The sequence below is a fragment of the Caballeronia sp. LZ034LL genome, from assembly GCF_031451215.1.
In the GTDB taxonomy this organism is placed as follows: domain Bacteria; phylum Pseudomonadota; class Gammaproteobacteria; order Burkholderiales; family Burkholderiaceae; genus Caballeronia.
On the sequence record NZ_JARUXR010000001.1, the window covers coordinates 1,435,499 to 1,459,799 of the forward strand.

At 64.2% G+C, this 24,301-nt stretch carries 20 protein-coding genes; 15 read left to right on the forward strand and 5 right to left on the reverse strand.

Annotation, left to right across the window (positions count from 1 at the left end):
• Nucleotides 1-269: 269 nt before the first annotated feature.
• Nucleotides 270-776 (reverse strand): hypothetical protein, encoded by a 507-nt coding sequence (locus QCE83_RS06640; RefSeq protein WP_309811512.1) that lies wholly within the window; start codon nt 774-776, stop codon nt 270-272.
• A 234-nt stretch (nt 777-1,010) separates the two neighbouring features.
• A complete protein-coding gene (locus QCE83_RS06645) occupies nt 1,011-1,316 on the reverse strand; it encodes a PsiF family protein (protein WP_309808267.1) in 306 nt (101 codons plus the stop codon).
• A gap of 291 nt (nt 1,317-1,607) precedes the next feature.
• Here QCE83_RS06645 and QCE83_RS06650 point away from each other — a divergent pair, with 291 nt between their 5' ends.
• The 12 genes from QCE83_RS06650 to QCE83_RS06705 all read left to right on the forward strand — a co-directional run bounded on the left by QCE83_RS06650 (nt 1,608) and on the right by QCE83_RS06705 (nt 17,104).
• Complete coding sequence (locus tag QCE83_RS06650) at nt 1,608-1,889, forward strand: hypothetical protein (protein ID WP_309808268.1); 282 nt, start codon at nt 1,608-1,610, stop codon at nt 1,887-1,889.
• Nucleotides 1,890-2,165: 276 nt separating this feature from the next.
• Nucleotides 2,166-3,128 (forward strand): sugar ABC transporter substrate-binding protein, encoded by a 963-nt coding sequence (locus QCE83_RS06655; RefSeq protein ID WP_309808269.1) that lies wholly within the window; start codon nt 2,166-2,168, stop codon nt 3,126-3,128.
• A 148-nt stretch (nt 3,129-3,276) separates the two neighbouring features.
• Nucleotides 3,277-4,896: a sugar ABC transporter ATP-binding protein gene (locus QCE83_RS06660; RefSeq protein WP_309808270.1), complete on the forward strand. Its 1,620-nt coding sequence runs from the start codon at nt 3,277-3,279 to the stop codon at nt 4,894-4,896.
• Entirely contained in the window at nt 4,897-5,886 is a 990-nt protein-coding gene (locus tag QCE83_RS06665; RefSeq protein WP_309808271.1) for an ABC transporter permease, read from the forward strand. It begins immediately after the preceding gene.
• A 279-nt stretch (nt 5,887-6,165) separates the two neighbouring features.
• Nucleotides 6,166-7,188 (forward strand): LacI family DNA-binding transcriptional regulator, encoded by a 1,023-nt coding sequence (locus QCE83_RS06670; RefSeq protein ID WP_309808272.1) that lies wholly within the window; start codon nt 6,166-6,168, stop codon nt 7,186-7,188.
• Between the two features lie 35 nt (nt 7,189-7,223).
• Nucleotides 7,224-8,174: a ribokinase gene (rbsK, locus tag QCE83_RS06675; protein WP_309811515.1), complete on the forward strand. Its 951-nt coding sequence runs from the start codon at nt 7,224-7,226 to the stop codon at nt 8,172-8,174.
• 220 nt (nt 8,175-8,394) lie between these two features.
• Nucleotides 8,395-10,092, forward strand: a complete 1,698-nt coding sequence (locus QCE83_RS06680) for a methyl-accepting chemotaxis protein (protein WP_309808273.1) — start codon at nt 8,395-8,397, stop codon at nt 10,090-10,092.
• 109 nt (nt 10,093-10,201) lie between these two features.
• Nucleotides 10,202-10,963 (forward strand): hydratase, encoded by a 762-nt coding sequence (locus QCE83_RS06685; protein ID WP_309811518.1) that lies wholly within the window; start codon nt 10,202-10,204, stop codon nt 10,961-10,963.
• Between the two features lie 399 nt (nt 10,964-11,362).
• Nucleotides 11,363-13,285: a PrkA family serine protein kinase gene (locus QCE83_RS06690; RefSeq protein WP_309808274.1), complete on the forward strand. Its 1,923-nt coding sequence runs from the start codon at nt 11,363-11,365 to the stop codon at nt 13,283-13,285.
• Between the two features lie 235 nt (nt 13,286-13,520).
• Nucleotides 13,521-14,786: a YeaH/YhbH family protein gene (locus QCE83_RS06695; protein WP_309808276.1), complete on the forward strand. Its 1,266-nt coding sequence runs from the start codon at nt 13,521-13,523 to the stop codon at nt 14,784-14,786.
• A 134-nt stretch (nt 14,787-14,920) separates the two neighbouring features.
• Nucleotides 14,921-16,444, forward strand: coding sequence for a SpoVR family protein (locus QCE83_RS06700; protein WP_309808278.1), 1,524 nt, complete (start codon nt 14,921-14,923; stop codon nt 16,442-16,444).
• Between the two features lie 213 nt (nt 16,445-16,657).
• A complete protein-coding gene (locus tag QCE83_RS06705; RefSeq protein WP_309808279.1) occupies nt 16,658-17,104 on the forward strand; it encodes a lysozyme inhibitor LprI family protein in 447 nt (148 codons plus the stop codon).
• Between the two features lie 7 nt (nt 17,105-17,111).
• On the opposite strand, the gene QCE83_RS06710 is transcribed toward QCE83_RS06705, so the two are convergent.
• Nucleotides 17,112-18,164 (reverse strand): AI-2E family transporter, encoded by a 1,053-nt coding sequence (locus QCE83_RS06710; RefSeq protein ID WP_309808280.1) that lies wholly within the window; start codon nt 18,162-18,164, stop codon nt 17,112-17,114.
• Nucleotides 18,165-18,443: 279 nt separating this feature from the next.
• Between QCE83_RS06710 and rarD the strand changes: the two genes are divergently transcribed.
• Nucleotides 18,444-19,319, forward strand: a complete 876-nt coding sequence (gene rarD / locus QCE83_RS06715) for an EamA family transporter RarD (protein WP_309808281.1) — start codon at nt 18,444-18,446, stop codon at nt 19,317-19,319.
• A gap of 39 nt (nt 19,320-19,358) precedes the next feature.
• Here the strand turns inward: rarD and QCE83_RS06720 are convergent, their stop codons facing one another.
• Nucleotides 19,359-20,354, reverse strand: coding sequence for an aldo/keto reductase (locus QCE83_RS06720; RefSeq protein WP_309808282.1), 996 nt, complete (start codon nt 20,352-20,354; stop codon nt 19,359-19,361).
• 58 nt (nt 20,355-20,412) lie between these two features.
• Nucleotides 20,413-21,816, reverse strand: coding sequence for a DHA2 family efflux MFS transporter permease subunit (locus QCE83_RS06725; protein WP_309808283.1), 1,404 nt, complete (start codon nt 21,814-21,816; stop codon nt 20,413-20,415).
• A gap of 150 nt (nt 21,817-21,966) precedes the next feature.
• On the opposite strand from QCE83_RS06725, the gene QCE83_RS06730 reads away from it, so the two are divergent.
• Entirely contained in the window at nt 21,967-22,827 is an 861-nt protein-coding gene (locus tag QCE83_RS06730) for a LysR family transcriptional regulator (protein ID WP_309808284.1), read from the forward strand.
• Nucleotides 22,828-23,016: 189 nt separating this feature from the next.
• Nucleotides 23,017-24,301 (forward strand): tannase/feruloyl esterase family alpha/beta hydrolase (locus QCE83_RS06735; protein WP_404984229.1); only part of this gene is annotated, 1,285 nt, incomplete at its 3' end.

Genomic DNA, 24,301 nt, shown 5'->3' on the forward strand with positions numbered 1-24,301 from the left:
GTTTTGCAAAATTGGGTTAAAGCTTGCCCGAAGGCCGTGCTCGCTCCGAATCCGCTTTCCTGCCCCCGTTCCAGCGTCGTAAATGACGCCCATCGCCCGCCGTATCGCGACTGTAAGCTCGCGCTGGACGATGTTTCGACCAGCGGAATGCAAGGCGGAGCTTTCGCCCGAATGACGCCTTGCAAGCGAGCATTAATTTCGCGATGCCGCCGCGCAATGGTGCGACAAGACCGCATCAAGCAGTAGCAACGACCGTACCCGACCTGTATTCAGGATGGAGTCGTCGTTTTTACTTTTGTGGAAGCAACGCTTGCAGGCGCTGCCGGGGACGTGTCCGAAGGTTTTGCCGACGCGCCCGGGGGCCGGCGCAGTGCGCGCCTGATGCCGCCGATCAGCACTCCGAGAACGAGGAGAAAGGCGGCCGGAACGATCCAGTAGCCGACGAACGCATGCCATAGATAGTCAGCCAGCGTGGCCTTGCGATGCGCATATTCATCGAGCGCTTCCTGGTGCTTGCCGGCATTGGCCGCGAGGATGTCGGCGGGACAGCCAGCCGCGCGCGCCTCGTCGGGCGCGCCATGGCAGCGGGCCGCGGCGCCGGCCGCGCGCTGCGCGTCGGTCAGTTCCCAGGTGGAGAGGGCCTTTTGAAGATCGACGCTGTTATAGGCCATCTCTTCGTGCACTTCGTTGACCGCGACGATCAGCACCGGCACGAACCAGAACGTGATTGCCACGAGCCAGCGCCGGAACCAGCGGTTCTTGTGTCTCCATGCCATCCAAAGCCTCCATGCGGGGCTTGCGCTCCGCTCGAAACGGCGGCGGCCGATGGCTTCTGCTTGTATTGGTGAGGGGGCCGCCTCGCGCCATCTTATGAGAAAAAGACGACGGTGCGAATCACGAACTTGGGTGCAGTGCAATAACGGCGCGTATCCAGCGTAAATAAGTGAGGCGTCGGCGGGAAGCAAAATGGCCGCGCAAGCAGCGCGGCTCGAAGAACGACATTGATTCGGTCAGCCCTTGTTGCTGAGACAGCTCTTCATGAACGTCTTGCGGTCGTCGCCTTTCTTGCCGGACGCCTGCTGGTTGCACGCGGTCATCTTCTGCTGCTGCGTCATCGGCGCAGAAGCGGCGGCGGGCGCGGCGGACAGACAGCTCTTCATGAACGCCTTGCGGTCGTCGCCTTTCTTGTCGCCTGCCTGCTTGTTGCAGTCGCCCATCTTGGTCTGCTGGCTGTTCGCAGCGAAGGCTGCGTTGGCGCCGAACGCAAGGCTCAGCACGGCAAGGACGGCGGCGACGGCGGTGGTTCGAATAGTCATGAGATGCTCCCTGATCGGATTGACGGTTATTCTTCGACGACTCGTTCTCTGACACGGTGTCCAGCCCGCGCATTATGGCAAACCGAATTTGAACCGTGTATGGCGTAAGGTGAAATCAGGAGACGCGCGCGCCGAACCGACAGGCATGCGGTTTGCCACCTTGCAGATGACTTTCATCAAGCGCAGTGAAGGCTTTCGTCGCAAAGTGTTCAATCTTGTTCAATCGCGACGCGCCTGAAAAACAGCCGACGTATGATCGTGCCGACCGCACCCCATCCAAGGAGACGCATCATGTCCACGCCGCTTTCCGACCATTACAAGGGCTTCGAAATCAAGGTGCAGGCGCTGCGCCGCGCGAAGGACCGTGATGAACCGGACGACGGCCCGCGTCACTTCGACATCGTGGTGACGATCGCGCGCAGCGCGCATGGCGACAGCGGGCGCTCGGTCATGTTCGGCGTGCCGGATCAGGAGCCGTTCGAGAGCCCGATCGACGCCACGCGCGCGGGCATCGACTACGCGCGCGACATCATCGACGACAAGGTCGAGGGCCAGTCGGTCAAGGACCTCTGAAGACGGGTCTCCGGCCTGACGCTCCCCACAAGCCAGGCGCGTCGGCGCGCGAACGCACGTTCTACACGTAAGCCCGATTGACCTCACGCGCCTCTGCAACGAGAATCGACGGCGAGCAAACGTTGCAACCGTCGCTGAGCGCGTTGAATCGGGCCTGTGCGTACATTCTCCTTTCACGTCCTGTGCGCGGTTCATGACGTCATGCTCGCGTTCGCTGCTGCGTTCGCCGCTTCACGCTCAAACCAGACAAACCAGAACAAAGCACTGGAGATCCGCATGAACCGAACTTTTCGCCGGCGTGTCCTGTCGGCTGCCGTCGCGCTCGCTGCCTGTTCCGTCCTGCCGTTTGCATCCACTTCAGCGTTCGCACAGGCGGCGGGCAAGCCGAAGGTCGCGCTCGTCATGAAGTCGCTCGCCAACGAGTTCTTCCTGACCATGGAAAACGGCGCGAAGGACTATCAGGCCCACAACCCCGCCAAGTTCGATCTCATCACCAACGGCATCAAGGACGAGACCGACACCGCCGCGCAGATCCGCATCATCGAGCAGATGATCGTCTCCAAGGTGAACGCGATCGTCGTCGCGCCGGCGGATTCGAAGGCGCTCGTGCCGGTCATCAAGAAGGCGACGGATGCGGGCATCATCGTGGTCAACATCGACAACCGGCTCGACCCCGACGTGCTCAAGTCGAAGGACCTGAACGTGCCGTTCGTCGGCCCGGACAACCGCAAGGGCGCGCGCAAGGTCGGCGATTATCTGGCGCAGCGCCTCAAGAAGGGCGATGAAGTGGCGATCATCGAAGGCGTGACCACCACCACGAATTCGCAGATGCGCAGCGCCGGCTTCAAGGACGCGATGGACGCCGGCGGCATGAAGATCGTCGCGCTGCAATCGGGCGAATGGGAAATCGACAAGGGCAATGCCGTCGCCGGGCAGATGCTGAATGCGAACCCCAACGTCAAGGCGCTGCTCGCCGACAACGACAACATGGCGATCGGCGCGGTCTCCGCGATCCGCGCGGCGGGCAAGGCCGGCAAGGTGCAGGTGGTCGGCTTCGACAACATCGGCGCGATCAAGCCGATGCTCAAGGACGGCCGCGTGCTCGCCACCGCCGACCAGTACGCCGCGAAGCAGGCGGTGTTCGGCATCGACGTTGCGCTGAAGGCGATTGCCGAGCACAAGAAGCAGTCGGAACTGTCGCAGGTGGTGGAGACGCCCGTCGATCTCGTCACGAAGTGACGCGATTGCGTCGGCGGCGAAACGGCGGCGGCAGCGCCGTTTCGCGTTCAATCGGCCTCAAAATCCGCCTCAAGTTTGCCGCCGCCGTGCCGATATGTTTCAGGCGAACGTGCCGTCAGACTGCGCGCGGCGTGCCTGAGGAGCAGTCATGAGCCCATCCAACGACGCAAGCAACGCAAGCGACGCAAGCGGCGCGAACGTGCTGACGGTGACGGGCATCGGCAAGACCTATGTCGAGCCGGTGCTGGCGGACGCGTCGCTGTCGCTGAACGCGGGCGAAGTGCTCGCGCTGACCGGCGAGAACGGCGCGGGCAAGAGCACGCTGTCGAAGATCATCGGCGGACTCACGGACCCGACCACCGGCACCATGACCCTCGCGGGCCAGCCCTACGCGCCGCGCAGCCGCTCCGATGCCGAAGCGCTCGGCGTGCGCATGGTGATGCAGGAGCTGAACCTGCTGCCCACGTTGTCGGTCGCCGAGAACCTGTTTCTGAACCGCTTGCCGCGCAAGGGCGGCTTCGGCTGGATCGACCGGCGCACGCTCGCGCAGGACGCGCGTCACGCGATGGCGCAGGTCGGGCTCGATGCCATCGATCCGGACACGCTGGTCGGCAGCCTCGGCATCGGTCATCAGCAGATGGTGGAGATCGCGCGCAATCTGATCGGCGATTGCCGCGTGCTGATCCTCGACGAACCCACCGCGATGCTCACCGCGCGCGAAGTCGACCTGCTGTTCGAGCAGGTCGAGCGGCTGAAGGCACGCGGCGTCGCGCTCGTGTATATCTCGCACCGGCTGGAAGAACTGCGGCGCATCGCCGAGCGGGCCGCCGTGCTGCGCGACGGCCGTCTCGTGCATCTCGGGCCGATGGCCGAGCTGACCAGCGACCGGCTCGTCACGCTGATGGTCGGACGCGAGATCGGCGAGCGCATCGATCTGGGCGAACGCCGCATCGGCGACGTCGCGCTGAAAGTGGAAGGCATGACGCGCGGGACGGTGGTGCGCGAAGTGTCGTTCGAAGTGCGCGCCGGCGAAATCTTCGGCGTGAGCGGTCTGATCGGCGCGGGCCGCACGGAACTGATGCGCCTCATCTACGGCGCGGATCGCGCGGACGCGGGCCAGGTGTCGGTGGCGCGGGCCGGGCAGCCGCTGCGGCGCGTGAACGTGCAGTCGCCGACCGATGCAGTGAAGGCGGGCATCGCGCTGATCACGGAGGACCGCAAGGGCGAAGGGCTGCTGCTGAGCCTGCCCATCGCCGCGAACGTTTCACTGGGCAATCTCGGTGCGGTGGCGCGTCACGGCGTGGTCGACACGCGCCGGGAAGCGGCGCTTGCGCAACGCCAGATCGAGGCGATGCGCATCCGCACCTCGGGACCGGCGCAGGCGGTGTCGGAACTGTCGGGCGGCAATCAGCAGAAGGTCGTGATCGGCCGCTGGCTGGCGCGCGACTGCCCGGTGCTGCTGTTCGACGAACCGACCCGCGGCATCGACGTCGGCGCCAAGTTCGACATCTACGGCCTGATGGGCGCGCTGACCCGCGAAGGCCGGACGCTGGTCGTGGTGTCGAGCGACCTGCGCGAACTGATGCTGATCTGCGACCGGATCGGCGTGATGTCGGCGGGACGCATGACGGGCGTGTTCGAACGCGCGAACTGGTCGCAGGACGCGCTGCTGGCGGCGGCGTTCTCCGGCTACGCGCGGCGCGAGGCGCTGCTGCAGGAGCCGATCGCGCCCGACGCGAAGGCGCCCGAAGACAACGTGGAGCATTGAATGAGCGAAGCGAACCTTCCAGCCGATGCACCGAAGAGCACGAAAGGCGTCGGCACGCGGCTGGGGCTGTCGAATTACCTGGGTCTGGCGGGTGCGCTCGCCGCGATGATCGCGCTGTTTTCCGTGCTGAGTTCGCATTTCCTGACCTACGACACGTTCAGCACGATCGCCAACCAGATTCCGGATCTGGTCGTGATGTCGGTCGGCATGACCTTCGTGCTGATCATCGCGAGCATCGATCTCTCGGTGGGCTCGGTGCTGGCGCTGGGCGCATCGGTCGTCAGCGTGGCCGCGCTCAAGTGGCACTGGCCGGCGATTCCGGCCGCGCTGATCGGGCTCGCGGCCGCCGCGCTGACGGGCGCGGTGACCGGACTCGTGACCGTGGCATGGCGGATTCCGTCGTTCATCGTGTCGCTCGGCGTGCTGGAAGGCGCGCGCGGACTCGCCTATCAGATGACGAACTCGCGCACGGCGTACATTGGCGATGCGTTCGATTTCCTGTCGAATCCGATCGCTTTCGGCATCTCGCCGGCGTTCCTGATTGCGGTCGCCGTGATGATAATTGCGCATCTGGTCTTGACTCGGACGGTTTTTGGCCGATATCTGGTAGGGATAGGCACGAATGAGGAAGCCGTTCGGCTCGCTGGCGTCAATCCACGGCCCTACAAGGTGATCGTGTTCGCGCTGATGGGCGCCTTGTCGGGCCTGGCGGCGCTGTTCCAGATCTCGCGTCTGGAGGCCGCCGATCCGAACGCCGGCGCCGGCGTGGAACTGCAGGTGATCGCGGCGGTGGTGATCGGCGGCACGAGCCTGATGGGCGGGCGCGGCTCGGTCATCAGCACCTTTTTCGGCGTGTTGATCATCTCGGTGCTCGCGGCGGGACTGGCGCAAATCGGCGCGAATGAGCCGACCAAGCGCATTATTACGGGCGCGGTGATCGTGGTGGCGGTGGTGCTCGACACCTATCGCAGCCGCCGCAAGCGCGTGTGAGGCAAGTGCAGTAAGGCATGATAAGCAGGACGGCGACGGCGCGCGCTCCGCACGGGGTGGAGAAGCGGCCCTGGCCGGAAACGGCAGCACCGGCGCGAGCAAACGTGCGCGTAGTCAGGCACGCGGCGCCGGCGAAGTGACACGAAGTGACGGAAAGCAGGCAGGGCGCGGGGAAGCAGTGCGGCGCAGGCAGCAGTAGCAGTCTTGGAAACAGCCGGCGCCGCCCGCCTTACGACCAATAAGAGAGCAGTTGGACCAAAGCAAAGCGAAGGACGATGTATGGCGACGATCAAAGACGTGGCAGCCATTGCCGGGGTGTCGTTCACGACGGTATCCCACGTAGTGAACAATTCACGGCCGGTTTCGGCCGACGTGCGGGCGAAGGTGGAGCGGGCAATCCGTGAGCTGGATTACGTGCCGTCGGCGGTGGCGCGCTCGCTGAAGGCGCGTTCGACGGCGACCATCGGCCTGCTCGTGCCGAACGCGACGAATCCGTATTTCGCGGAACTCGCGCGCGGCGTCGAGGACGGCTGCGCGAAGAACGGCTATTGCGTGTTCTTCTGCAACTCCGACGACGACCCCGCAAAGCAGCGCAGCTATCTGCGCGTCCTGCAGGAAAAGCGCATCGACGGCCTCGTGATTGCTTCGGCGGGCGAGGATTCGGTGCTGGCGCAATGTCTCGCGGGCGCGCGCGAGCCGCTCGTGATCGTCGATCGCAACATCGAGGGGCTGCAATCCGACCTCGTCCAGATCGATCACGAAAAAGGCGCGTATCTCGCCACCCGGCATCTGCTGCAGCTCGGGCATTCGGAAATCGGCTGCATTACGGGCCCCGTGCAAACCGCCGTGTCCGCCATGCGCCTGCACGGCTTCATCCGCGCGATGGCCGAGCGCGGCATCGAAATCGAGCCGCACGCGATCCAGCAGAGCGACTTTTCGGCGACCGGCGGTTATGCTGCCGCATCGCAGTTGTTCGACCGCATGAAGCCGACCGCGATCTTCGCGTGCAACGACATGATGGGCATCGGCGCGCTGCGGGCGGCGGCCGAACGTCACATCAACGTGCCGACCGACTGCTCGATCATCGGCTTCGACGATGTCGAGCTGTCGCGCTACACGTACCCGGCGCTGTCGACGGTCGGGCAATCGGTCCGCGCGCTCGGCGAGATGGCCGCGCAGACGCTGATCGAACGCATCACGGGCAAGCTTACCGGTACGACGCGCCGCCGCGTGGTGCCGCCGCGCCTGGTGCGCCGCGAATCGACGGCCGTGGTGCCGGAATCGCGCAGCGTCCGGGCCTGAATCAGCCGGCCACGCCGGTCAACCAGGGAAGCATGATGGGCGAAAGCGCCAAAGCAGGCGATACGAACAAGACCGGGCGCGTGACCGTGGTCGGCAGTCTCAACATGGACCTCGTGGCGCGCGCGCCGCGTCTGCCGAAGCCGGGCGAGACGCTCGCCGGCCACGCGTTCGCGCAGGTCGCCGGCGGCAAGGGCGGCAATCAGGCGGTCGCCGCGGCACGCCTGGGCGCGCAGGTCGCGATGATCGGCTGCGTCGGCGACGACCCGAACGGCGCAATCCTGAAGCAGAGTCTTGAAGCGGAAGGCATCGATTGCAGCGCGCTCGCGACGAGCGCCGAGGCATCGACGGGCGTGGCGCTGATCGTCGTCGACGATGCCAGCCAGAACGCCATCGTCATCGTGGCCGGCAGCAATGCGCTCGTGACGCCGGCGAGCATCGAGGCGCAGGAGCGGCTGATCGCCGGGGCGGACCTGATCGTGTGCCAGCTCGAAACGCCGCTCGAGACCGTGCGCGCCGCGCTCGCCGCCGGCCGTCGTCTGGGCCGCACGACCATCCTCAATCCCGCGCCCGCCGCCCGCAAGCTGCCGCCCGACTGGTTTCCGCTGATCGACTATCTGATTCCGAACGAGCACGAGGCCGCCACGCTTTCGGGTGTCGCGGTGAACTCGCCGGAAGACGCGCGCCGCGCCGCGCAGACGTTGAAGGCCAAGGGCGCGCGCAATGTGATCGTGACCCTCGGTTCGGAAGGCGTGCTCGCGCTGCTGGACGGCGAGGACGAAGCGGGCGTCCATCTCGCTTCGCCGCGCGTGGAGGCGATCGACACCACCGCCGCCGGCGATACCTTCATCGGCGGATTTGCAGCCGAACTGGCGCGCGGCACGGCGGTGCGCGATGCGATTGCCTTCGGTCAGCGGGCCGCGGCGATTGCAGTGACGCGCGAAGGCGCGCAGCCATCGATTCCGCACCGCAGCGAAATTTCCGCATAATTCTTCAGTATTTGCTGAAAACGGCGCGTTTTAACGCGCCGTTTTGTTTTCGGGCGAAACAATCTCCTCAAGTGGCCACGCGTTGACGCCGTTTACGTCTGGAACGGTCAAGAGGGCGCGCATCGGCCGCGCGCGCTTCCCGGGCGCAGCGGCCAACCCCGCACGCACCCGCCGTCAAGCGGCCGGGCAAACCGCTTTCGAGCGGCACGGGGACCACTCAATGAAACAGGGTTTGACGATCAAGGCGCGCCTCGGCATCGCGATGGCGTTTCTGGGCGCTTTGCTGATCGCGATCGGCGCGCTGGGGCTCATCGGCATGAGCCACTCGAACGGCGCGTTCCTCGCCACGTATTCCGTGCAGATGCCTGCCGCCATCGCCGTCGGCAACGCGGAGATGTACGCGGCGCGCGAGCGTCTCGTGTTCGATCGCGCCGCGCTGCTGGCGGGCACGCCGGAAGTCGCGTCCACCGTCGAACGATCGCGCCTGATGCGCGACCGCGCCGACGCCTACTGGAAGCAATACACCTCGCTGCCGCTCTCGCCGGGAGAAAAACGTCTCGCGGACGCCGCGCAGGACAAGCGCCTGGCGCTGCAAGGGATCGTCGATCGCGGCGTGGCGGCCGTCATGGCGAACGATCACGACGCCATCATCGCCAGCGCCAAGGCGATGCAGGTCACCTACAACGAACTCGCGACAGCCAACGAAGCCCTGCGCGCATTCCTCACCGAATCCTCGAAGCAGAGTTACGAAGCCGCGCAGAACCGCTTACTGTGGTTCCGCGCGCTGAGCCTGAGCGCGCTGGCGCTCGGCGTCGCGGCGGCCGCGTTCGCGTGGGTATCGCTGCGGCGCGCGATCGCGCGCCCGCTGGAAGCCGCGCTCGGCCATTTCGACGCCATCGCCGCCGGCGATTTGCGGCGCGAAGTCGTCGTGACGTCGCGCGACGAAATGGGCCAGTTGCTCGAAGGACTCGCGAGAATGCGCGCCAGCCTGCTCGACACGGTGCGCAGCGTGCGTTCGGGCAGTGAGTCGATCGCCTCCGCCACGCAGCAGATCGCGGCGGGCAACACGGATCTGTCCTCGCGCACCGAGGAACAGGCGTCCGCGCTGCAGGAAACCGCGTCCAGCATGGAAGAGCTCACCGGCACGGTACGCCAGAACGCCGACAACGCGCGCCAGGCAAGCGCGCTCGCAGCGAACGCGTCGGCGATCGCGGGCAAGGGCAGCGCCGTCGTGACCCAGGTGGTCGACACGATGCGCGAGATCAACGGCAGCTCGTCGAAGATCGCGGACATCATCACGATCATCGAAGGGATTGCGTTCCAGACCAACATCCTGGCCCTGAACGCGGCGGTCGAAGCGGCGCGCGCCGGCGAGGAAGGACGCGGCTTCGCGGTCGTGGCGGGCGAGGTGCGCAGCCTGGCGCAGCGCTCGTCGGCGGCGGCGAAGGAAATCAAGGAACTGATCGGCACCTCCGTCGCGCGGGTCCAGACCGGCTCCGCGCTCGTCGACGAAGCAGGCCGCACGATGGCCGAGATCATCGGCGCAGTGCAGCGCGTGACCGACATCATGGGCGAGATCGCGGCGGCGTCGCAGGAGCAGTCGAGCGGCATCGAGCAGGTGTCGCGCGCGGTCACCCAGATGGACGAGGTGACGCAGCAGAACGCCGCGCTCGTCGAGGAAGCGGCGGCCGCGGCGCAATCGCTGGAAGATCAGGCCGCGCGCCTGCGACAGGCCGTGGCGGTGTTCCAGGTGGCGGAAGGCGCGCCGCTTGCTGCTCAGCCGACGTTCGTCGCGCCGCGCACCAGGACGGTGACGCCACCCGCGCCGAAGCTTGCAGCGAAGTTCGTACCGACGGCCGCTCCGGTGCGCAAGGCAAAGGTCACTACCGATACGGCTGGCGACTGGCAGACGTTCTGAAGCACGCCGGAGCCGGCGCCTCGGGACATCGCGTCACGCGCCAGCCATGTCGAACCGGTAACCCGTACACTGGTGAGCATGCGTGACCGCCCATAACGAGGATATCGACATGACCGGATCGACACTCGCTGCGAAGCTTGCGGAAGCCCGCCGCCAGCATCGGCTGATCGAGGTGCTGGAGCCCGCCGACATTCCCGCCGACGCGCCCACCGCCTACGCCATCCAGCACGAGATGCTGCGCGAAACGGAAGCACGCATCGGCGCCTGGAAGATCGGCGCGCGTGCGCCGGACGCGCTGGCCAACGGCGCGCCCATCGACGCCGCGCTGGTCCACGCCTCGCCGGCCCGGCTGTCGTTCGAATCGTTCTTCCGCGTGCTGGTCGAACTCGAGATCGCATTTCGCTTCGCCTATTCGCTGCCGGCACGCAGCGAACCCTATACGCGCGAAGAGGTGCTGGGGGCTATCGGCGGGATCGCGGTGGCGCTCGAAGTCGTCGACAGCCGCTTCACGCAGTGGCCCAATCTCGACCCGCTCGCGCAGCTCGCCGATTCGCAGAACAACGGCGCGCTCGTGGTCTCGGCAATGGAGCCTTACGACATCGTCGCACCCGGCTTCGACTTTCTTGCACCGCGCATAGAACTCACGCTCGACGGCATGTCGATTGCGCCCGCGGCGCTCGGCAATCCGGCGGGCGATCCGCGCGAGCTGCTGCTCTGGCTCGTCAACCATTGCTCGCGCATGGGTTTGACGGTCGAGCCGTTCTGGACCATCACGACGGGCTCGTACACGGGCGCCTATCGCGTCGATGGACCGGCGATGCTGCATGGCTCGATCGATCGCATCGGCGAGCTCGAACTGGTGCTCGCATGAAGCGTTTCATCATCGGGCAATCACCCTGCGTGCGGAACGGTTATCGCGAACGTTGCAGGTTTTGCATCCGTACACAAAGACGCTGCGTAAGTGATGGGAGATGCGTAGGACACGGCTGAAAAAGGATGGCGGAGAAGCGCTGTGACGATGTGCAAAAGAGCGCGGGGAAGCGAACAGGCAGGGGGCGCGTCGAGCAAGAGGATAGGCACATGCGCGACATTGGGATGATGATTGTAGGTGAACGAAAATGACTCACCAAGCTAGTAATTCTGCGAAGCAAATGAACAACGCAAGTGCGTGAAAAAAAATTCGAAAGGGTTTAGGATGATTTCAGGCGATGTCGTTTCGATTACGCGCGTTGCGCACGGCATAGCTTTCTGACTTCGGCGAGGAGGTAGCATGGATATCTACAGCAGTTTCGCGACCCGCTTCGAAAAAACACGCGAGGAGGAGTTCTCGCTCGAAGAATATCTCGCGCTCTGCAAAGATGATCCTGCCACATATGCAACAGCGGGCGAACGCATGTTGACGGCCATCGGGGAACCGGAAATGGTCGACACTCGCCTCGACCCGCGTTTATCGCGTGTGTTTGCAAACAAGGTCATCAAGGTGTACCCGGCGTTCCGCGAGTTCTACGGAATGGAAGAAGTGATCGAGAACGTCGTGTCGTACTTCCGGCACGCGGCCCAGGGTCTGGAAGAGAAGAAGCAGATCCTGTATCTGCTGGGTCCGGTGGGCGGCGGCAAGTCGTCAATCGCCGAACGACTGAAGCAGCTCATGGAACGGGTCCCGTTCTATTCCATCAAGGGTTCGCCCGTCAATGAATCGCCGCTGGGCCTGTTCGACTATGACGAAGACGGCCCGGTGCTCGAAGAGCAATACGGCATCCCGCGCCGCTACCTGAAAAGCATCCTGTCGCCGTGGGCCGTCAAGCGCCTGCATGAGTACAACGGCGACATCCGCAAGTTCCGCGTGGTGCGCCGCTATCCGTCGATCCTTCGCCAGATCGGCATCGCCAAGACCGAACCGGGCGATGAGAACAATCAGGACATCTCGTCGCTCGTCGGCAAGGTGGATATCCGCAAGCTCGAAACCTATTCGCAGGACGACGCCGACGCATACAGCTATTCGGGCGGCCTGTGTCTCGCCAATCAGGGCCTGCTTGAATTCGTCGAAATGTTCAAGGCGCCGATCAAGGTGCTGCATCCGCTGCTGACCGCCACCCAGGAAGGCAACTTCAAGGGCACGGAAGGCTTCGGTGCGATCCCGTTCGACGGCGTCATCCTCGCTCACTCGAACGAGTCGGAGTGGAAGGCGTTCCGCAACAACAAGAACAACGAAGCACTGCTGGACCGGATCTTCGTCGTCAAGGTGCCGTACTGCCTGCGCTACGGTGAAGAGATCAAGATCTACGAGAAGCTGCTGCGCAATTCGTCCCTGGCCGAGGCGGTCTGCGCACCGGGCACGCTCAAGATGATGTCGCAGATGGCCGTGCTCACGCGTCTGCACGAGCCGGAAAATTCCAGCCTGTTCTCGAAGATGCAGGTCTATGACGGCGAGAACCTGAAGGACACGGATCCGAAGGCGAAGTCGTATCAGGAATATCGCGATTACGCGGGCGTCGACGAAGGCATGACCGGCGTCTCCACCCGGTTCGCGTTCAAGATCCTGTCGCGCGTCTTCAACTTCGATTCGTCCGAGGTCGCGGCCAATCCGGTGCACCTGATGTACGTGCTGGAGCAGCAGATCGAGCGCGAGCAGTTCCCGCCGGAAACGGAGCAGAAGTACCTGTCGTTCATCAAGGACGTGCTGGCTTCGCGCTATGCCGAGTTCATCGGCAAGGAGATTCAGACTGCGTATCTCGAATCATATTCGGAGTATGGACAGAACATCTTCGACCGCTATGTGACGTATGCCGACTTCTGGATCCAGGACCAGGAGTTCCGCGATCACGACACCGGCGAGAGCTTCGACCGCGCGGCGCTGAACGCCGAACTGGAGAAGATCGAAAAGCCGGCGGGCATCAGCAACCCGAAGGACTTCCGCAACGAGATCGTGAACTTCGTCTTGCGCGCGCGCGCAGCCAATGGTGGCAAGAATCCCGCGTGGATCAGCTACGAGAAACTGCGCGTCGTGATCGAGAAGAAGATGTTCTCCAACACGGAAGAACTGCTGCCGGTCATTTCGTTCAATGCGAAAGGCTCGGCCGAAGAGCAGCGCAAGCATGAGGACTTCGTCAATCGCATGGTCGCCAAGGGTTATACGCCGAAGCAGGTGCGGCTCCTGTGCGACTGGTATCTGCGCGTGCGCAAGTCGTCATGATGTAAGGCAGGAAGGTGCGCGCCGGTCAGCTTGACGGGTGCGCGCCGATCGGCCGGAACGGGCGCCTGCGTCCGCTTTCGGTCCCGCGCAGCGCGGGAGTTATGATGTCACTGGCCGTACGGGCGTGAAGCTTGCGCCGGCCGCTCAGTGGACAGTTTGCGAGTCAGAGACGCTGCGACCGTTGGAAGGCTCACGCAGCGCCTCGCCATCTCGCCCATTACGCGGGAGACTGGATGTGCTGCACCAAATCATCGACCGCAGGTTAGCCGGCAAGAACAAGAGCATCGCCAACCGCGAGCGCTTTCTGCGACGCGTCAAGAGTTACATTCGCCGCGCGGTATCCGACGCGGTGCGCGATCGCAGTATCAAAGACATTCAAAGCACCCAGAGCATCACCATTCCCAAGAAGGACATCTCCGAGCCGTCGTTCCGTCATGGACCGGGCGGCAAGCGCGAGTACGTCCATCCGGGCAACGCCGACTACATTCGCGGCGACAAGATTCCCCGTCCGCCGGGCGGCGCGGGCGGCGGCGGCAAGAGCGCCAGCAACGAGGGCGAAGGGCAGGATGACTTCGTTTTCGAGTTGTCGCGCGAAGAGTTCATGCAGTACTTCTTCGACGATCTCGAACTGCCGCGCTTAGTCAAGACCCAGCTGCTCGCCGTGCCTACCTGGAAGAACGTGCGCGCGGGCTGGGCGGCGGAAGGCACGCCGAACAACATCGATGTGGTGCGTTCGCTGCGCAGCGCGCTGGGCCGTCGCATCGCGCTCGGCTTTCCGCTGTCGGCGCAGTTGCGCGAGATGGAGCGCCAGCTGGAGCAACTGAAGGAAGAGAAGGGCGACAAGGAAGAGATCGCGCGGCTCGAAGCGGAGATCGTGATCCTGCAGGGCCGGATCACACGCATTCCGTTCATCGATCCCTTCGATCTGCGCTACATCAACCGCGTGAAGCAGCCGACGCCGTCGAGCAAGGCCGTCATGTTCTGCCTGATGGACGTGTCCGGCTCGATGGACGAGCAGCGCAAGGACCTGTCCAAGCGTTTCTTCATCCTGCTGTATCTGTTCCTCCAGCGGAACTACGAGAAGATCGAGGTCGTGTTCATCCGGCACCATACGCGCGCCGAGGAAGTGGACGAGGACACCTTCTTCCATTCCACCGAAAGCGGCGGCACGGTGGTGTCCAGTGCGCTCGAACTCATGAAGAAGATCATGGACGAACGCTATTCGCCGTCCGAATGGAACATCTACGGGGCGCAGGCCTCCGACGGGGACAACTGGACCGACGACTCGCCGAAGTGCCGCAAGCTGCTGGCCGAAGACATCCTGCCGAAGGTACGGTATTTTGCCTATATTCAAGTTGCGCCAGAGGAGCAGAATCTCTGGCTGGAATATGCCCAGCTCGCGCTCGGAGCGCCCGAACTGGCGATGAAGAAGGTGGACTCGGCCGCGGATATCTACCCGGTGTTCCGCGAACTGTTCGAGAAGCAGCAAGCCGCGGCGTAATCCGCGGCATCACGCGAATCGAGTCGCGCGGTTCGGCGGGAAGGCACGGACGATCGTATTGCGATCGTCGTTTTCCCGGCCGGACCCGCGCCTGGCAACGCAACGCGTCCGCGGCGACGCACGAGGAAAGCAGGATGAATGTTGCAGAGAAACGGCGGCCGCTGCCGTGCCCGTCCGACTGGAGCGTCGAGCTGATCGAGGAATACGACGCCGAAATCTCCCGCGTCGCCAATCGCTACGGGCTCGACACCTATCCCATCCAGCTGGAAATCATCAGCTCCGAGCAGATGATGGACGCGTATGCGTCCGTCGGCATGCCGGTGAATTATCGGCACTGGTCGTTCGGCAAGCACTTTCTCTCGACCGAGAAAGGCTATCGGCGCGGGCAGATGGGCCTCGCGTACGAAATCGTCATCAATTCGAATCCCTGCATCGCGTATCTCATGGAAGAAAACACCATGACGATGCAGGCGCTCGTGATCGCGCATGCCGCGTACGGGCACAACTCCTTCTTCAAGGGCAATTATCTGTTCCGCCTGTGGACGGACGCGCACGCGATCATCGATTACCTCGTGTACGCGAAGAATTACATCGCGGAATGTGAGGAGCGGTTCGGGCTGGATCGGGTGGAAGAACTGCTGGATTCATGTCATGCGCTGATGAACTACGGCGTGGACCGCTACAAGCGTCCGCAGAAGCTTTCGCTGGCGAAGGAAGCCGCGATGCGGCGTGAGCGCGAGGCGTACTTGCAGTCGCAGGTCAATGAACTCTGGCGCACGCTGCCGAAGGGCAAAGAGCAAACCGCCGAGGAAAACGAGAGCCGCTATCCGCCCGAGCCGCAGGAAAACCTGCTGTACTTTGCGGAGAAAAACGCGCCGCTGCTGGAGCCGTGGGAGCGGGAAGTGATCCGCATCGTCCGCAAGGTGGGGCAGTATTTCTATCCGCAGCGGCAGACGCAGGTCATGAACGAAGGCTGGGCGACGTTCTGGCACTACACGCTGCTCAACACGCTCTACAACGAAGGCCGTCTCGAGGACGGCTTCATGATGGAGTTCCTGCATTCGCATTCGAACGTCGTGTATCAGCCGCCGGTGACGAAGCCTTACTACAGCGGCATCAATCCGTACGCACTGGGCTTTTCGATGATGAGCGACATTCGCCGCATCTGCGAAAACCCCACCGACGAAGACCGCGAATGGTTTCCGGAACTGGCCGGCAGCGACTGGCTGGAATCGCTCCACTACGCGATGCGCAACTTCAAGGACGAGAGCTTCATTGCGCAGTATCTGTCGCCGCATCTGATTCGCGAGATGCGCCTGTTCGCGATCCTCGATGACGACATGCGCGATGCGCTCGAGGTCTCGGCGATTCACGATGGCAGCGGCTACCGGTATGTGCGGCAGGCGCTGTCGAGGCAATACGACATTCATCACCGCGAGCCGAACATTCAGGTGTATTCGGTGAATACGCGCGGCGACCGGAGTCTGACGCTGCGGCATTTCATGACCGATAACCGCCATCTGTCCAACGACAGCGACGAAGTGCTCAAGCACATGGCGCGCTTGTGGCAGTTCGACGTGTATCTGGAAAGCGTCGATGAGAACGGGACGGTGAGGAAGCGGTTCGAGTGCCGGTATACGGCGCCGGAGGGGCGCTGACAGCCTTGGTTACTGTTCAACGAGAGCCGGCTTTACGCAAGTAAAGCCGGCTTTTTATTTGCGGCCTGCAAGAGACGCGTTCCGGAGAATTCGGATCAATCGGGTGAACAAGGCACGCATTCTTTGTCAGGATGAGGCGAACGCGGCATCACCGCATCCGTTGCTGCAACCGACGCGGCGATCCCGGATTCATACGGCCGAACGCCCGGACAAATGCACCCGAAAATATCTGTTTGCTCCACGTTGACCGCGGCAATCGTTTCGACGTTCATCTCAACAGCGCCGCTGGCTGCCGTTCAAAGCGACCACGATTTGCGCCTGGCGTGCAGTGACGCTTCGCAAGCGGGAATGCGGGACTGCCTCGCCGCCAAAGCCGCTGAAAGCGAGTCGAAGCTGGCCAACGCCGAGCGTGATGCCGCCCGGGCTCTGTCGCGATGGGACGAAGACGACCGCTACATTCGAACCGCTCAGGAGAATCTCGTGCGGGCAAACCACGCCTTCAGGCAATATCGCACGGCACAATGCAGCCTGATCGCGTCCCTCAGCGGCGGCGCAGCCGGCAACGCTCACGACATCGGGCGACTCTCATGCATGGCGTCGCTCAACACCGCACGCGCCGATGACCTTCGCAACACGACCTCCAGGCTACCGCTGAGGTAATCGGTGCCTACGCCCCCGCCTCATCCTGCGAGAACAGATCCCAGGCGGCCATGAACAGCGCCGCGACCAGCGGCCCGATGACAAACCCGTTGATCCCGAACAACGCCATCCCGCCCAGCGTGGAAATGAGCACGACCCAGTCGGGCATCTTCGTGTCCTTGCCGACCAGAATCGGCCGCAACACGTTATCTACGAGCCCGATCACCACGACGCAGAACACGACGAGGATCAAGCCCTTGACGACTTGTCCGGTCATGAAGAAGTAGATCGCCGCCGGCGCCCACACGATTGCCGCGCCGACCGCCGGCAACAGCGACAGAAACGCCATCAGCACGCCCCACAGCAACGAGCCGCTGATGCCCAGGATCCAGAAGATCAACCCGCCCAGTAGACCCTGCACCGCCGCCACCGCGATATTGCCCTTCACCGTCGCGCGCACGACCGTCGTGAACTTGGCGATCAGATGCTGCTTCGGCTCGGCATCGAGCGGAATGGCGCGACGGATACGCCGCCCGATCTCGCCACCGTCGCGCAGCAGGAAGAACACCAGATACAGCATCACGCCGAAGCTCACGACGAACTGGAACGTGTTCTGCCCGATCAACAATGCCTGCGCCGCCGCGAACTGGCTGATCTGGGTCGCGCCTTCCATGAGCTTGCGCTGCACGCCGACTATATCGTCCAGCCCGTAGCGCCCGAGCAGTTGCTGCACCGACGTCGGCAGCGCATGCAGCACGTGCTGGAAATACAGTCCAAAGTTGAGATCGCCACTCTTGATGCGCGCGTAGACCAGCGCGATTTCCTGCACCAGCGTCACCATCACGACCGCCAGCGGAATGATGACGATCAGGATGGCGGCGGCGAGCGTCGTGAGCGCGGCGAGGTTGCGCCGCTTGCCGAAGCGCGCGGCGAGGTAGCGCTGCATGGGCTGGAACAGGATCGCGAGAATCGCCCCCCAGAAGATGGCGCCGAAAAACGGCAGCAACACCCAGGCGAGCGCCACCGTGACGACGAACAGCAGGATGTGGAAGAAGTTCTGGTGAGTCGTGTGATTGTTCATTCGCGAGCGTGTGACCAAAGGGCAGAGCGATTACGCCAAAAGGCATGCCATAAGCAAGAAACGGGCCACGCTGCCTTGCCGCGGGTTTGATTCCGGATGCGTTGATTCGAACGCCCAAACCGCCAATCGTTCGGAAAGATTTACCAAACCCGGCAAATGCTGCTGGAGCGCAAGCTTGCTTGTCGACTAAAATCCGGCTTCCAATCCTTGCGGATCGCTTTCCGTCCGACGGCAAGCCGACAGAACCGCTCGCTCTGCTTCCGCGCAACGCATCGAATCATGAATCCAGGCGTCATCTACGCATTCTCGGCCTTCGCCATCTGGGGGCTGTTTCCGATTTACTTCAAGGCGCTGCACTCCATCGGCGCCATCGAGATGCTGGCGCACCGGATGGCGTGGTCGATGCTCTTCCTGCTGGTCGTGATGACCCTGCGCCGCCAATGGCGATGGCTGGGCCCGGTGCTGCGCGACAAGCGTCTGCTGGCGCGCTTCGCCGCCAGCGCCGTGCTGCTGTCCGCGAACTGGGGCATCTATATCTGGGCGGTCAACGACGGCCGCATCGTTCAGGCGAGCCTCGGCTACTTCATCAATCCGCTCGTCAACGTGCTGTTCGGCATGGCCTTCCTGCATGAACGGCTGCGGCCCGTGCAGTGGGTCGCCGTGACCGTCGCCGCGCTGGGCGTCGTGTGGCTCACCTGGGTGAACGGCGCGCCGCCGTGGATCAGCCTCGCGCTGGCGCTGACCTTCGGCGGCTATGGGCTGCTGCGCAAGACCGCTTCGCTCGGCGCGCTGGAGGGCTTGACGCTCGAAACCATGCTGCTGTGTCCGGTCGCGCTGTTGTATTTGTTTTTTCTGAACACGCATGGCGGCAGCGGCTTCGGGCAGGCATCGACCGGCGTGAAGCTTCTGCTTGCCGCGGCGGGCCCCGTCACCGCCGTGCCCTTGCTGCTGTTCGCGGCCGGCGCGCGGCGCATTCCGCTGTCGATGCTCGGCCTCATCCAGTACATCACGCCGACACTGCAACTGCTGATCGGCGTCGCCATCTATCAGGAGTTCTTCGGCCGCGACCAGCTGATCGGCTATGGCGCGATCTGGGCCGCGCTCGCGCTCTATTCGCTGGAAGGTTTCTACCGGGCGCGCACCGCGCGCCTGTGAACACGCGCCGCCCGCCTGTGAATGCGCGCCGCGTGCGCTTCAGCGCAATGCATCGCCATAGCGATATTCGGCCGTCGCTTCATCGAGTCTGGCCTTGATGTCCAGATCGATCGGCTGATCGACGGCGGCAAGCGTTTCGGTCAGTTGCTCGGGCCGGCTCGCGCCGATGATCGCCGACGTCACCGCCGGATTCGCCAGCACCCATGCGAGCGCCGTGCTCGCGAGCGAGCGTCCCGTCGGCGCGACGATTCCGTTGATCGTTTTGATCGTGTGAAATTCGCGCTCGTGCCAGTAACGCTGCGTGTACATCGCGCCTGCCTTGCCGACGGTGTCGCTGAAACGGCCTTCGCCCGGTCCCGCGCCATAGCTGTGCTTGCCGGTCAGCAGACCGCCCGCGAGCGGGTTGTACGGAATCACGGCCAGACCTTCCTCCGTCGCGAGCGGCAGCAGTTCCCGCTCGATCTGGCGAAACAGCAGGTTATAGCGCGGCTGCACCGACACGAAGCGCGCGCATTCCCGGACATCCGCGCGCCCCAGCGCACGCGCCAGCCGATAAGCCAGAAAATTCGACACCCCGATATAGCGCGCCTTGCCCTGCCGGACGATGGTGTCGAGCGCTTCAAGCATTTCGTCGAGCGGGGTATTGCGGTCGTCGTTGTGCAGCTGGTAGAGATCGACGTAATCGGTGTTCAGGCGCTTGAGCGACGCATCGATGGCATCGAGCAGATGCTTGCGCGACGCGCCCTGTTGCCACGCGCGCGGCCCCATCTCATGGACCGCCTTGGTGGCGAGGATGAAGTCGTCGCGCCGTCCTTTCAGCCAGCGTCCGACGATCTCCTCGGTGCGGCCCGCGAGATCATGGCTGCTGCCGAGCGGATAGACATTCGCCGTATCGATGACATTGACGCCCGCCTCGGCGGCGCGGTCCATGATGCTGCGCGACACGTCTTCGCCGGTTTGCAGGCCGAAGGTCATCGTGCCGAGCGTGAGACGCGAGACGGTGAGCCCGGTGTTGCCGAATTTGCCGTATTGCACGGTGATGCTCCCGAAAATGGATGATTCGATCAGACCGACAGCTTAGCCCGTCCGATGCTCAGGCGTTGCGGGCGCCGGCGCGCGGGGAAGGCGTCGCGGGCGGCGTGCCGCGCGGCGCCGCTTCGAGCCGGCGGAACACGAGGCACGACAGCAGCGTGACCATGCCCATGCACGCGAAGCTCAGGCGAAAGCCGGTCGAGGTCGAGAACGGTCCCTGGAACACCTGCACGAGCGAGCCGCCGATCGACACGCCCAGGCCGATCGCCAGCATCTGCACCATCGAGAACAGGCTGTTGCCGCTGCCCGCGTCCTTGCTCGACAGACCCTTGAGCGTGACGCTGTTCATCGCGGCGAACTGCATCGAGTTGCATGCGCCGAACAGCGCGAGAATCGCGATTTCGACGGCGAGCGGCAGGGACGGCGAGAACAGCGCGCACGCCATGATGGACGCGCCGACCAGCGCCGTGTTGACGAGCAGGAAGGTGTCGTAGCCGTAGCGCTTCACGAGCCCGGGGATCCAGCGTTTGCTGATGGTGCCGGCAATCGCGATGGGCAGCATCATCAAGCCCGAGTGCAGCGGACTGTAGCCGAGTTCGAGCTGCATCAGCAGCGGCAGCAGGAACGGCACGGCGGCGGAACCGATCCGGCAGACCAGGTTGCCCACCAGCCCGACGCTGAAGTTGCGCTCGCTGAACAGCCCGAGATGAAACAGCGGGTTGCGCTTGCGGCGTGCATACGGGATGTACGCCAGCGCCGACACGATCGAGAGCGCGAACAGGGCCGCCGAGACGGCGCCGCGATGCGTATCGACAGGAGAATCCAGCGCCAGCGAGAACGACACCATGCACAGCGACAGCAATCCGCAGCCGACGAAGTCGAACGGCGGCACGTCGTGAACGGCGTCGTTCGGCAGAAAGCGCTGCACGGCGTAGATGCCGAGCGCGCCGATCGGCACGTTGATGAGGAAGATCCAGTGCCACGAGAAGGATTCGACGAACCAGCCGCCGAGCGTCGGGCCGAGAATCGGGCCGATCTGGCCGGCGACGGAAATCATCGCGAGCGCGGAGACGTAGGCTTCCCCCGATACCGCGCGCAGCACCGCCAGGCGCCCGATGGGCAGCAGCATCGAGCCGCCGATTCCTTGCAACACGCGCGCCAGCACGAGTTGATTGAGGGTGTGCGCGCTCGCGCAGGTGAGCGAGCCGATCACGAACAGCGCAATCGATACCGAATAGACCAGACGGGTGCCGAAGCGGTCCGCGAGCCAGCCGGAGGCGGGCGTCAGGAGCGCCATCGTCAGCGTGTAGGCGACGACGATGGCCTGCATCGCGAGCGGCGCGGCATGAAGACTGCGGGCAATCGACGGCAGCGCCGTGTTCACGATGGTCGTGTCGAGCGTCTGCATGAAGAAGCCCACGGCGACGATCCATAAAAGCGCCGTGTGCGAAGACTGTCTGGTCATGTGGGGAGATGAGGCCGAAACGGCGCGTCATCGAAAGGGCGGCGAAAGGCCGCTTTCTGCGCGCACTGTGACATGTTAGTGAATCGGGGCGTCATCGGGAAGCCCGCTGGCCACATTGACTGCAATCGGATTTGGCGATCACAATGGCGCATGCTCAATCCGGTCTGGCTGACAACTTTTGCGACAGTGGCCGCGTCGCACAGCTTCACCGACGCCGGGCGGCAACTCGGGCTGCGGCAGTCGAGCGTCTCGGAGCACATCCGGCGTCTGGAGGAGAGTGTCGGACGGCGTCTGTTCGTGCGGGACACGCATTCATTGGCGCTCACCGCGGACGGCGAAGCCATGCTGATCCACGCCCGCGTCATCCTCGAAGCAATGGCGCACGCGCAGTCGCAGTTCAGCTCGCCGCGTCTGCGCGGGCGGGTGCGGCTGGGTTCGTCGGACGATCTGGCGCTCGGGCCGCTGCCCAGCGTGCTCGCCGCGTTCCGGGATACCCATCCGGACGTCGAGCTGGAAATCACCATCGGCATGACGGGCAGGCTCTATCAGATGGTCGATGCCGGTGAACTGGATCTCGCGGTCGGCAAGCGCCGGCTCGGCGATCCGCGCGGCACGCGGCTGTTTTCCGGGCGGCTGGAATGGCTCGCGAAGACCGGCACTGTCGTGGATACGAGCCAGCCGCTGCCGTTGATCCTGGTGGCGGAGCCGAGCGTCACGCGCGGACTGGTGCTCGACACGCTCGCCATGACGGGCGCGAGCTGGCAGATGGTCTGCACCAGCAGCAGTCACGCGGGATGCATTGCGGCCGCGCGCGGCGGGCTCGGGCTGACCGTCCGCTCACATTTTCTGGCGGCGCGCGGCCTGGCGCCGCCGGTGAACCGCACGGAGCTTCCCGTGTTGCCGGAAGTGGAGTTCATCGTGTTCGGCTCGAAACATCCGAGCCGTCCGGCCGAAACCTTGCTACAGCTTCTGCAGGACAGCGACCTGCGCGGGAAATGGGATGGCGAATGAACAGATGACCAGCACAAGGCAACGGCACGCGGGTAATGCAGCCGTCACGACCCGCTGTCCCGGATGGCCGGCGACAATTTGTTCTTATATAGTGTGCGCCGTTTGACGTAGCCCCTCCACGACGTGTTCCGCCTTATACGCTCTCTTTGTTCCGCTCCGTGGCGCCTGCGCGCCTGCTTCGCGACGATCATGCTCGCGGCCTTCGGTCACGCGCATGCCGCGGCCTATGTGACCAAGCATTGCGACGATCTCGAGGGCAAGCACGTGCCTGCATCGATCATCGGTCTGCCGACGCGCGGCGCGACCATCGTGTCGGCGTGGGTCGTGAAGGCGGCGGCGCCGGGCAACCGCAACGGCGAATACTGCCGCATCACCGGCTTCATCAAGGCGCTGCAGGACACGACGCCGGACATCCGCTTCGAAGTGAACCTGCCGAGCCGCTGGAACGGCCGCGCGCTGCAGATGGGCGGCGGCGGCTACAACGGGACCATCGTGTCCGGCACCGAGCCGATGCCGTTCGCGCCCGATTCGACGCCTCTGGCGCGCGGCTATGCCACCTTCGGCTCGGACTCGGGCCACGTGGGCAACTCGGGGCGTGCGGACTTCGCGGTGAACGACGAGGCGATCGTCAATTTCGGCTTCGGGCATCTGAAGAAAACCCGCGACGTGGCGCTCGCGCTCATCCAGATGGGCTATGGCCGCACACCCGAAAAGACCTACTTCGCGGGCGGCTCGACCGGCGGCCGCGAAGGCTTCACGGTGATTGAGCGCTTTCCGAACGACTATGACGGCGTCATCGCCAACGCGCCTGCGATCAATTTCTCGGGCGTGCGGCTGATGGGCGTGAAGGTCGGCCAGTCGTCGTATGCGAAGCCGGGCGGTTTCGTCGGACTGGCGCAGCAGCGGCGCGTGTTCGAGACCGTCGTGCACGAATGCGACAAGCTCGACGGCGCCGCGGATGGCATCGTCAGCAATGTCGAGGCGTGCAGGAAACTGGAGCCGCAGATCATCGCGTCGTTGCGCTGCACGAACGGGCAGCGTCCGTCCTTGCGCGACAGCTGTCTGTCCGACGCGCAGATCGACACGCTCGAAACGCTGCGCGACGGACTCACGCTGCCTTACGCGCTGGCTTATAGCGTGGTCCGGTATCCCGGCTACAACGTGTTCCAGGGTGTCGATTTCACGAGCGCGCTCGGTCTCGGCGATTCGCCTACGTTGCTCAGTCCGCCGACCTTCGCCGCGAACGGCTATCTGTTCGCGCAAGGCGATGCCTATATTCGTTACTTCGTCACGCGCGATCTGTCCTTCAGCGGACTCGCGTTCGATCTCGACAATCCGGGCCGCTACAAGCAGCGCCTGACGACGCTCGCCTACACGGTCGGGGGGGGGGGCCCCGCCCGCGCCCCGCGCCGCGCGGCCCGCGGCCCGCCGGGAGCCCGGGCCCCCCCCCCCCCCCCCCGCCCCACCCCCCACC

Bases quoted from the DNA above. Each gene is read 5' to 3' on its own strand.
- QCE83_RS06640 (WP_309811512.1), bottom strand. From the start codon at position 776: ATGGCATGGAGACACAAGAACCGCTGGTTCCGGCGCTGGCTCGTGGCA.
- QCE83_RS06645 (WP_309808267.1), bottom strand. From the start codon at position 1,316: ATGACTATTCGAACCACCGCCGTCGCCGCCGTCCTTGCCGTGCTGAGC.
- QCE83_RS06650 (WP_309808268.1), top strand. From the start codon at position 1,608: ATGTCCACGCCGCTTTCCGACCATTACAAGGGCTTCGAAATCAAGGTG.
- QCE83_RS06655 (WP_309808269.1), top strand. From the start codon at position 2,166: ATGAACCGAACTTTTCGCCGGCGTGTCCTGTCGGCTGCCGTCGCGCTC.
- QCE83_RS06660 (WP_309808270.1), top strand. From the start codon at position 3,277: ATGAGCCCATCCAACGACGCAAGCAACGCAAGCGACGCAAGCGGCGCG.
- QCE83_RS06665 (WP_309808271.1), top strand. From the start codon at position 4,897: ATGAGCGAAGCGAACCTTCCAGCCGATGCACCGAAGAGCACGAAAGGC.
- QCE83_RS06670 (WP_309808272.1), top strand. From the start codon at position 6,166: ATGGCGACGATCAAAGACGTGGCAGCCATTGCCGGGGTGTCGTTCACG.
- rbsK (WP_309811515.1), top strand. From the start codon at position 7,224: ATGGGCGAAAGCGCCAAAGCAGGCGATACGAACAAGACCGGGCGCGTG.
- QCE83_RS06680 (WP_309808273.1), top strand. From the start codon at position 8,395: ATGAAACAGGGTTTGACGATCAAGGCGCGCCTCGGCATCGCGATGGCG.
- QCE83_RS06685 (WP_309811518.1), top strand. From the start codon at position 10,202: ATGACCGGATCGACACTCGCTGCGAAGCTTGCGGAAGCCCGCCGCCAG.
- QCE83_RS06690 (WP_309808274.1), top strand. From the start codon at position 11,363: ATGGATATCTACAGCAGTTTCGCGACCCGCTTCGAAAAAACACGCGAG.
- QCE83_RS06700 (WP_309808278.1), top strand. From the start codon at position 14,921: ATGAATGTTGCAGAGAAACGGCGGCCGCTGCCGTGCCCGTCCGACTGG.
- QCE83_RS06705 (WP_309808279.1), top strand. From the start codon at position 16,658: ATGCACCCGAAAATATCTGTTTGCTCCACGTTGACCGCGGCAATCGTT.
- QCE83_RS06710 (WP_309808280.1), bottom strand. From the start codon at position 18,164: ATGAACAATCACACGACTCACCAGAACTTCTTCCACATCCTGCTGTTC.
- rarD (WP_309808281.1), top strand. From the start codon at position 18,444: ATGAATCCAGGCGTCATCTACGCATTCTCGGCCTTCGCCATCTGGGGG.
- QCE83_RS06725 (WP_309808283.1), bottom strand. From the start codon at position 21,816: ATGACCAGACAGTCTTCGCACACGGCGCTTTTATGGATCGTCGCCGTG.
- QCE83_RS06730 (WP_309808284.1), top strand. From the start codon at position 21,967: ATGCTCAATCCGGTCTGGCTGACAACTTTTGCGACAGTGGCCGCGTCG.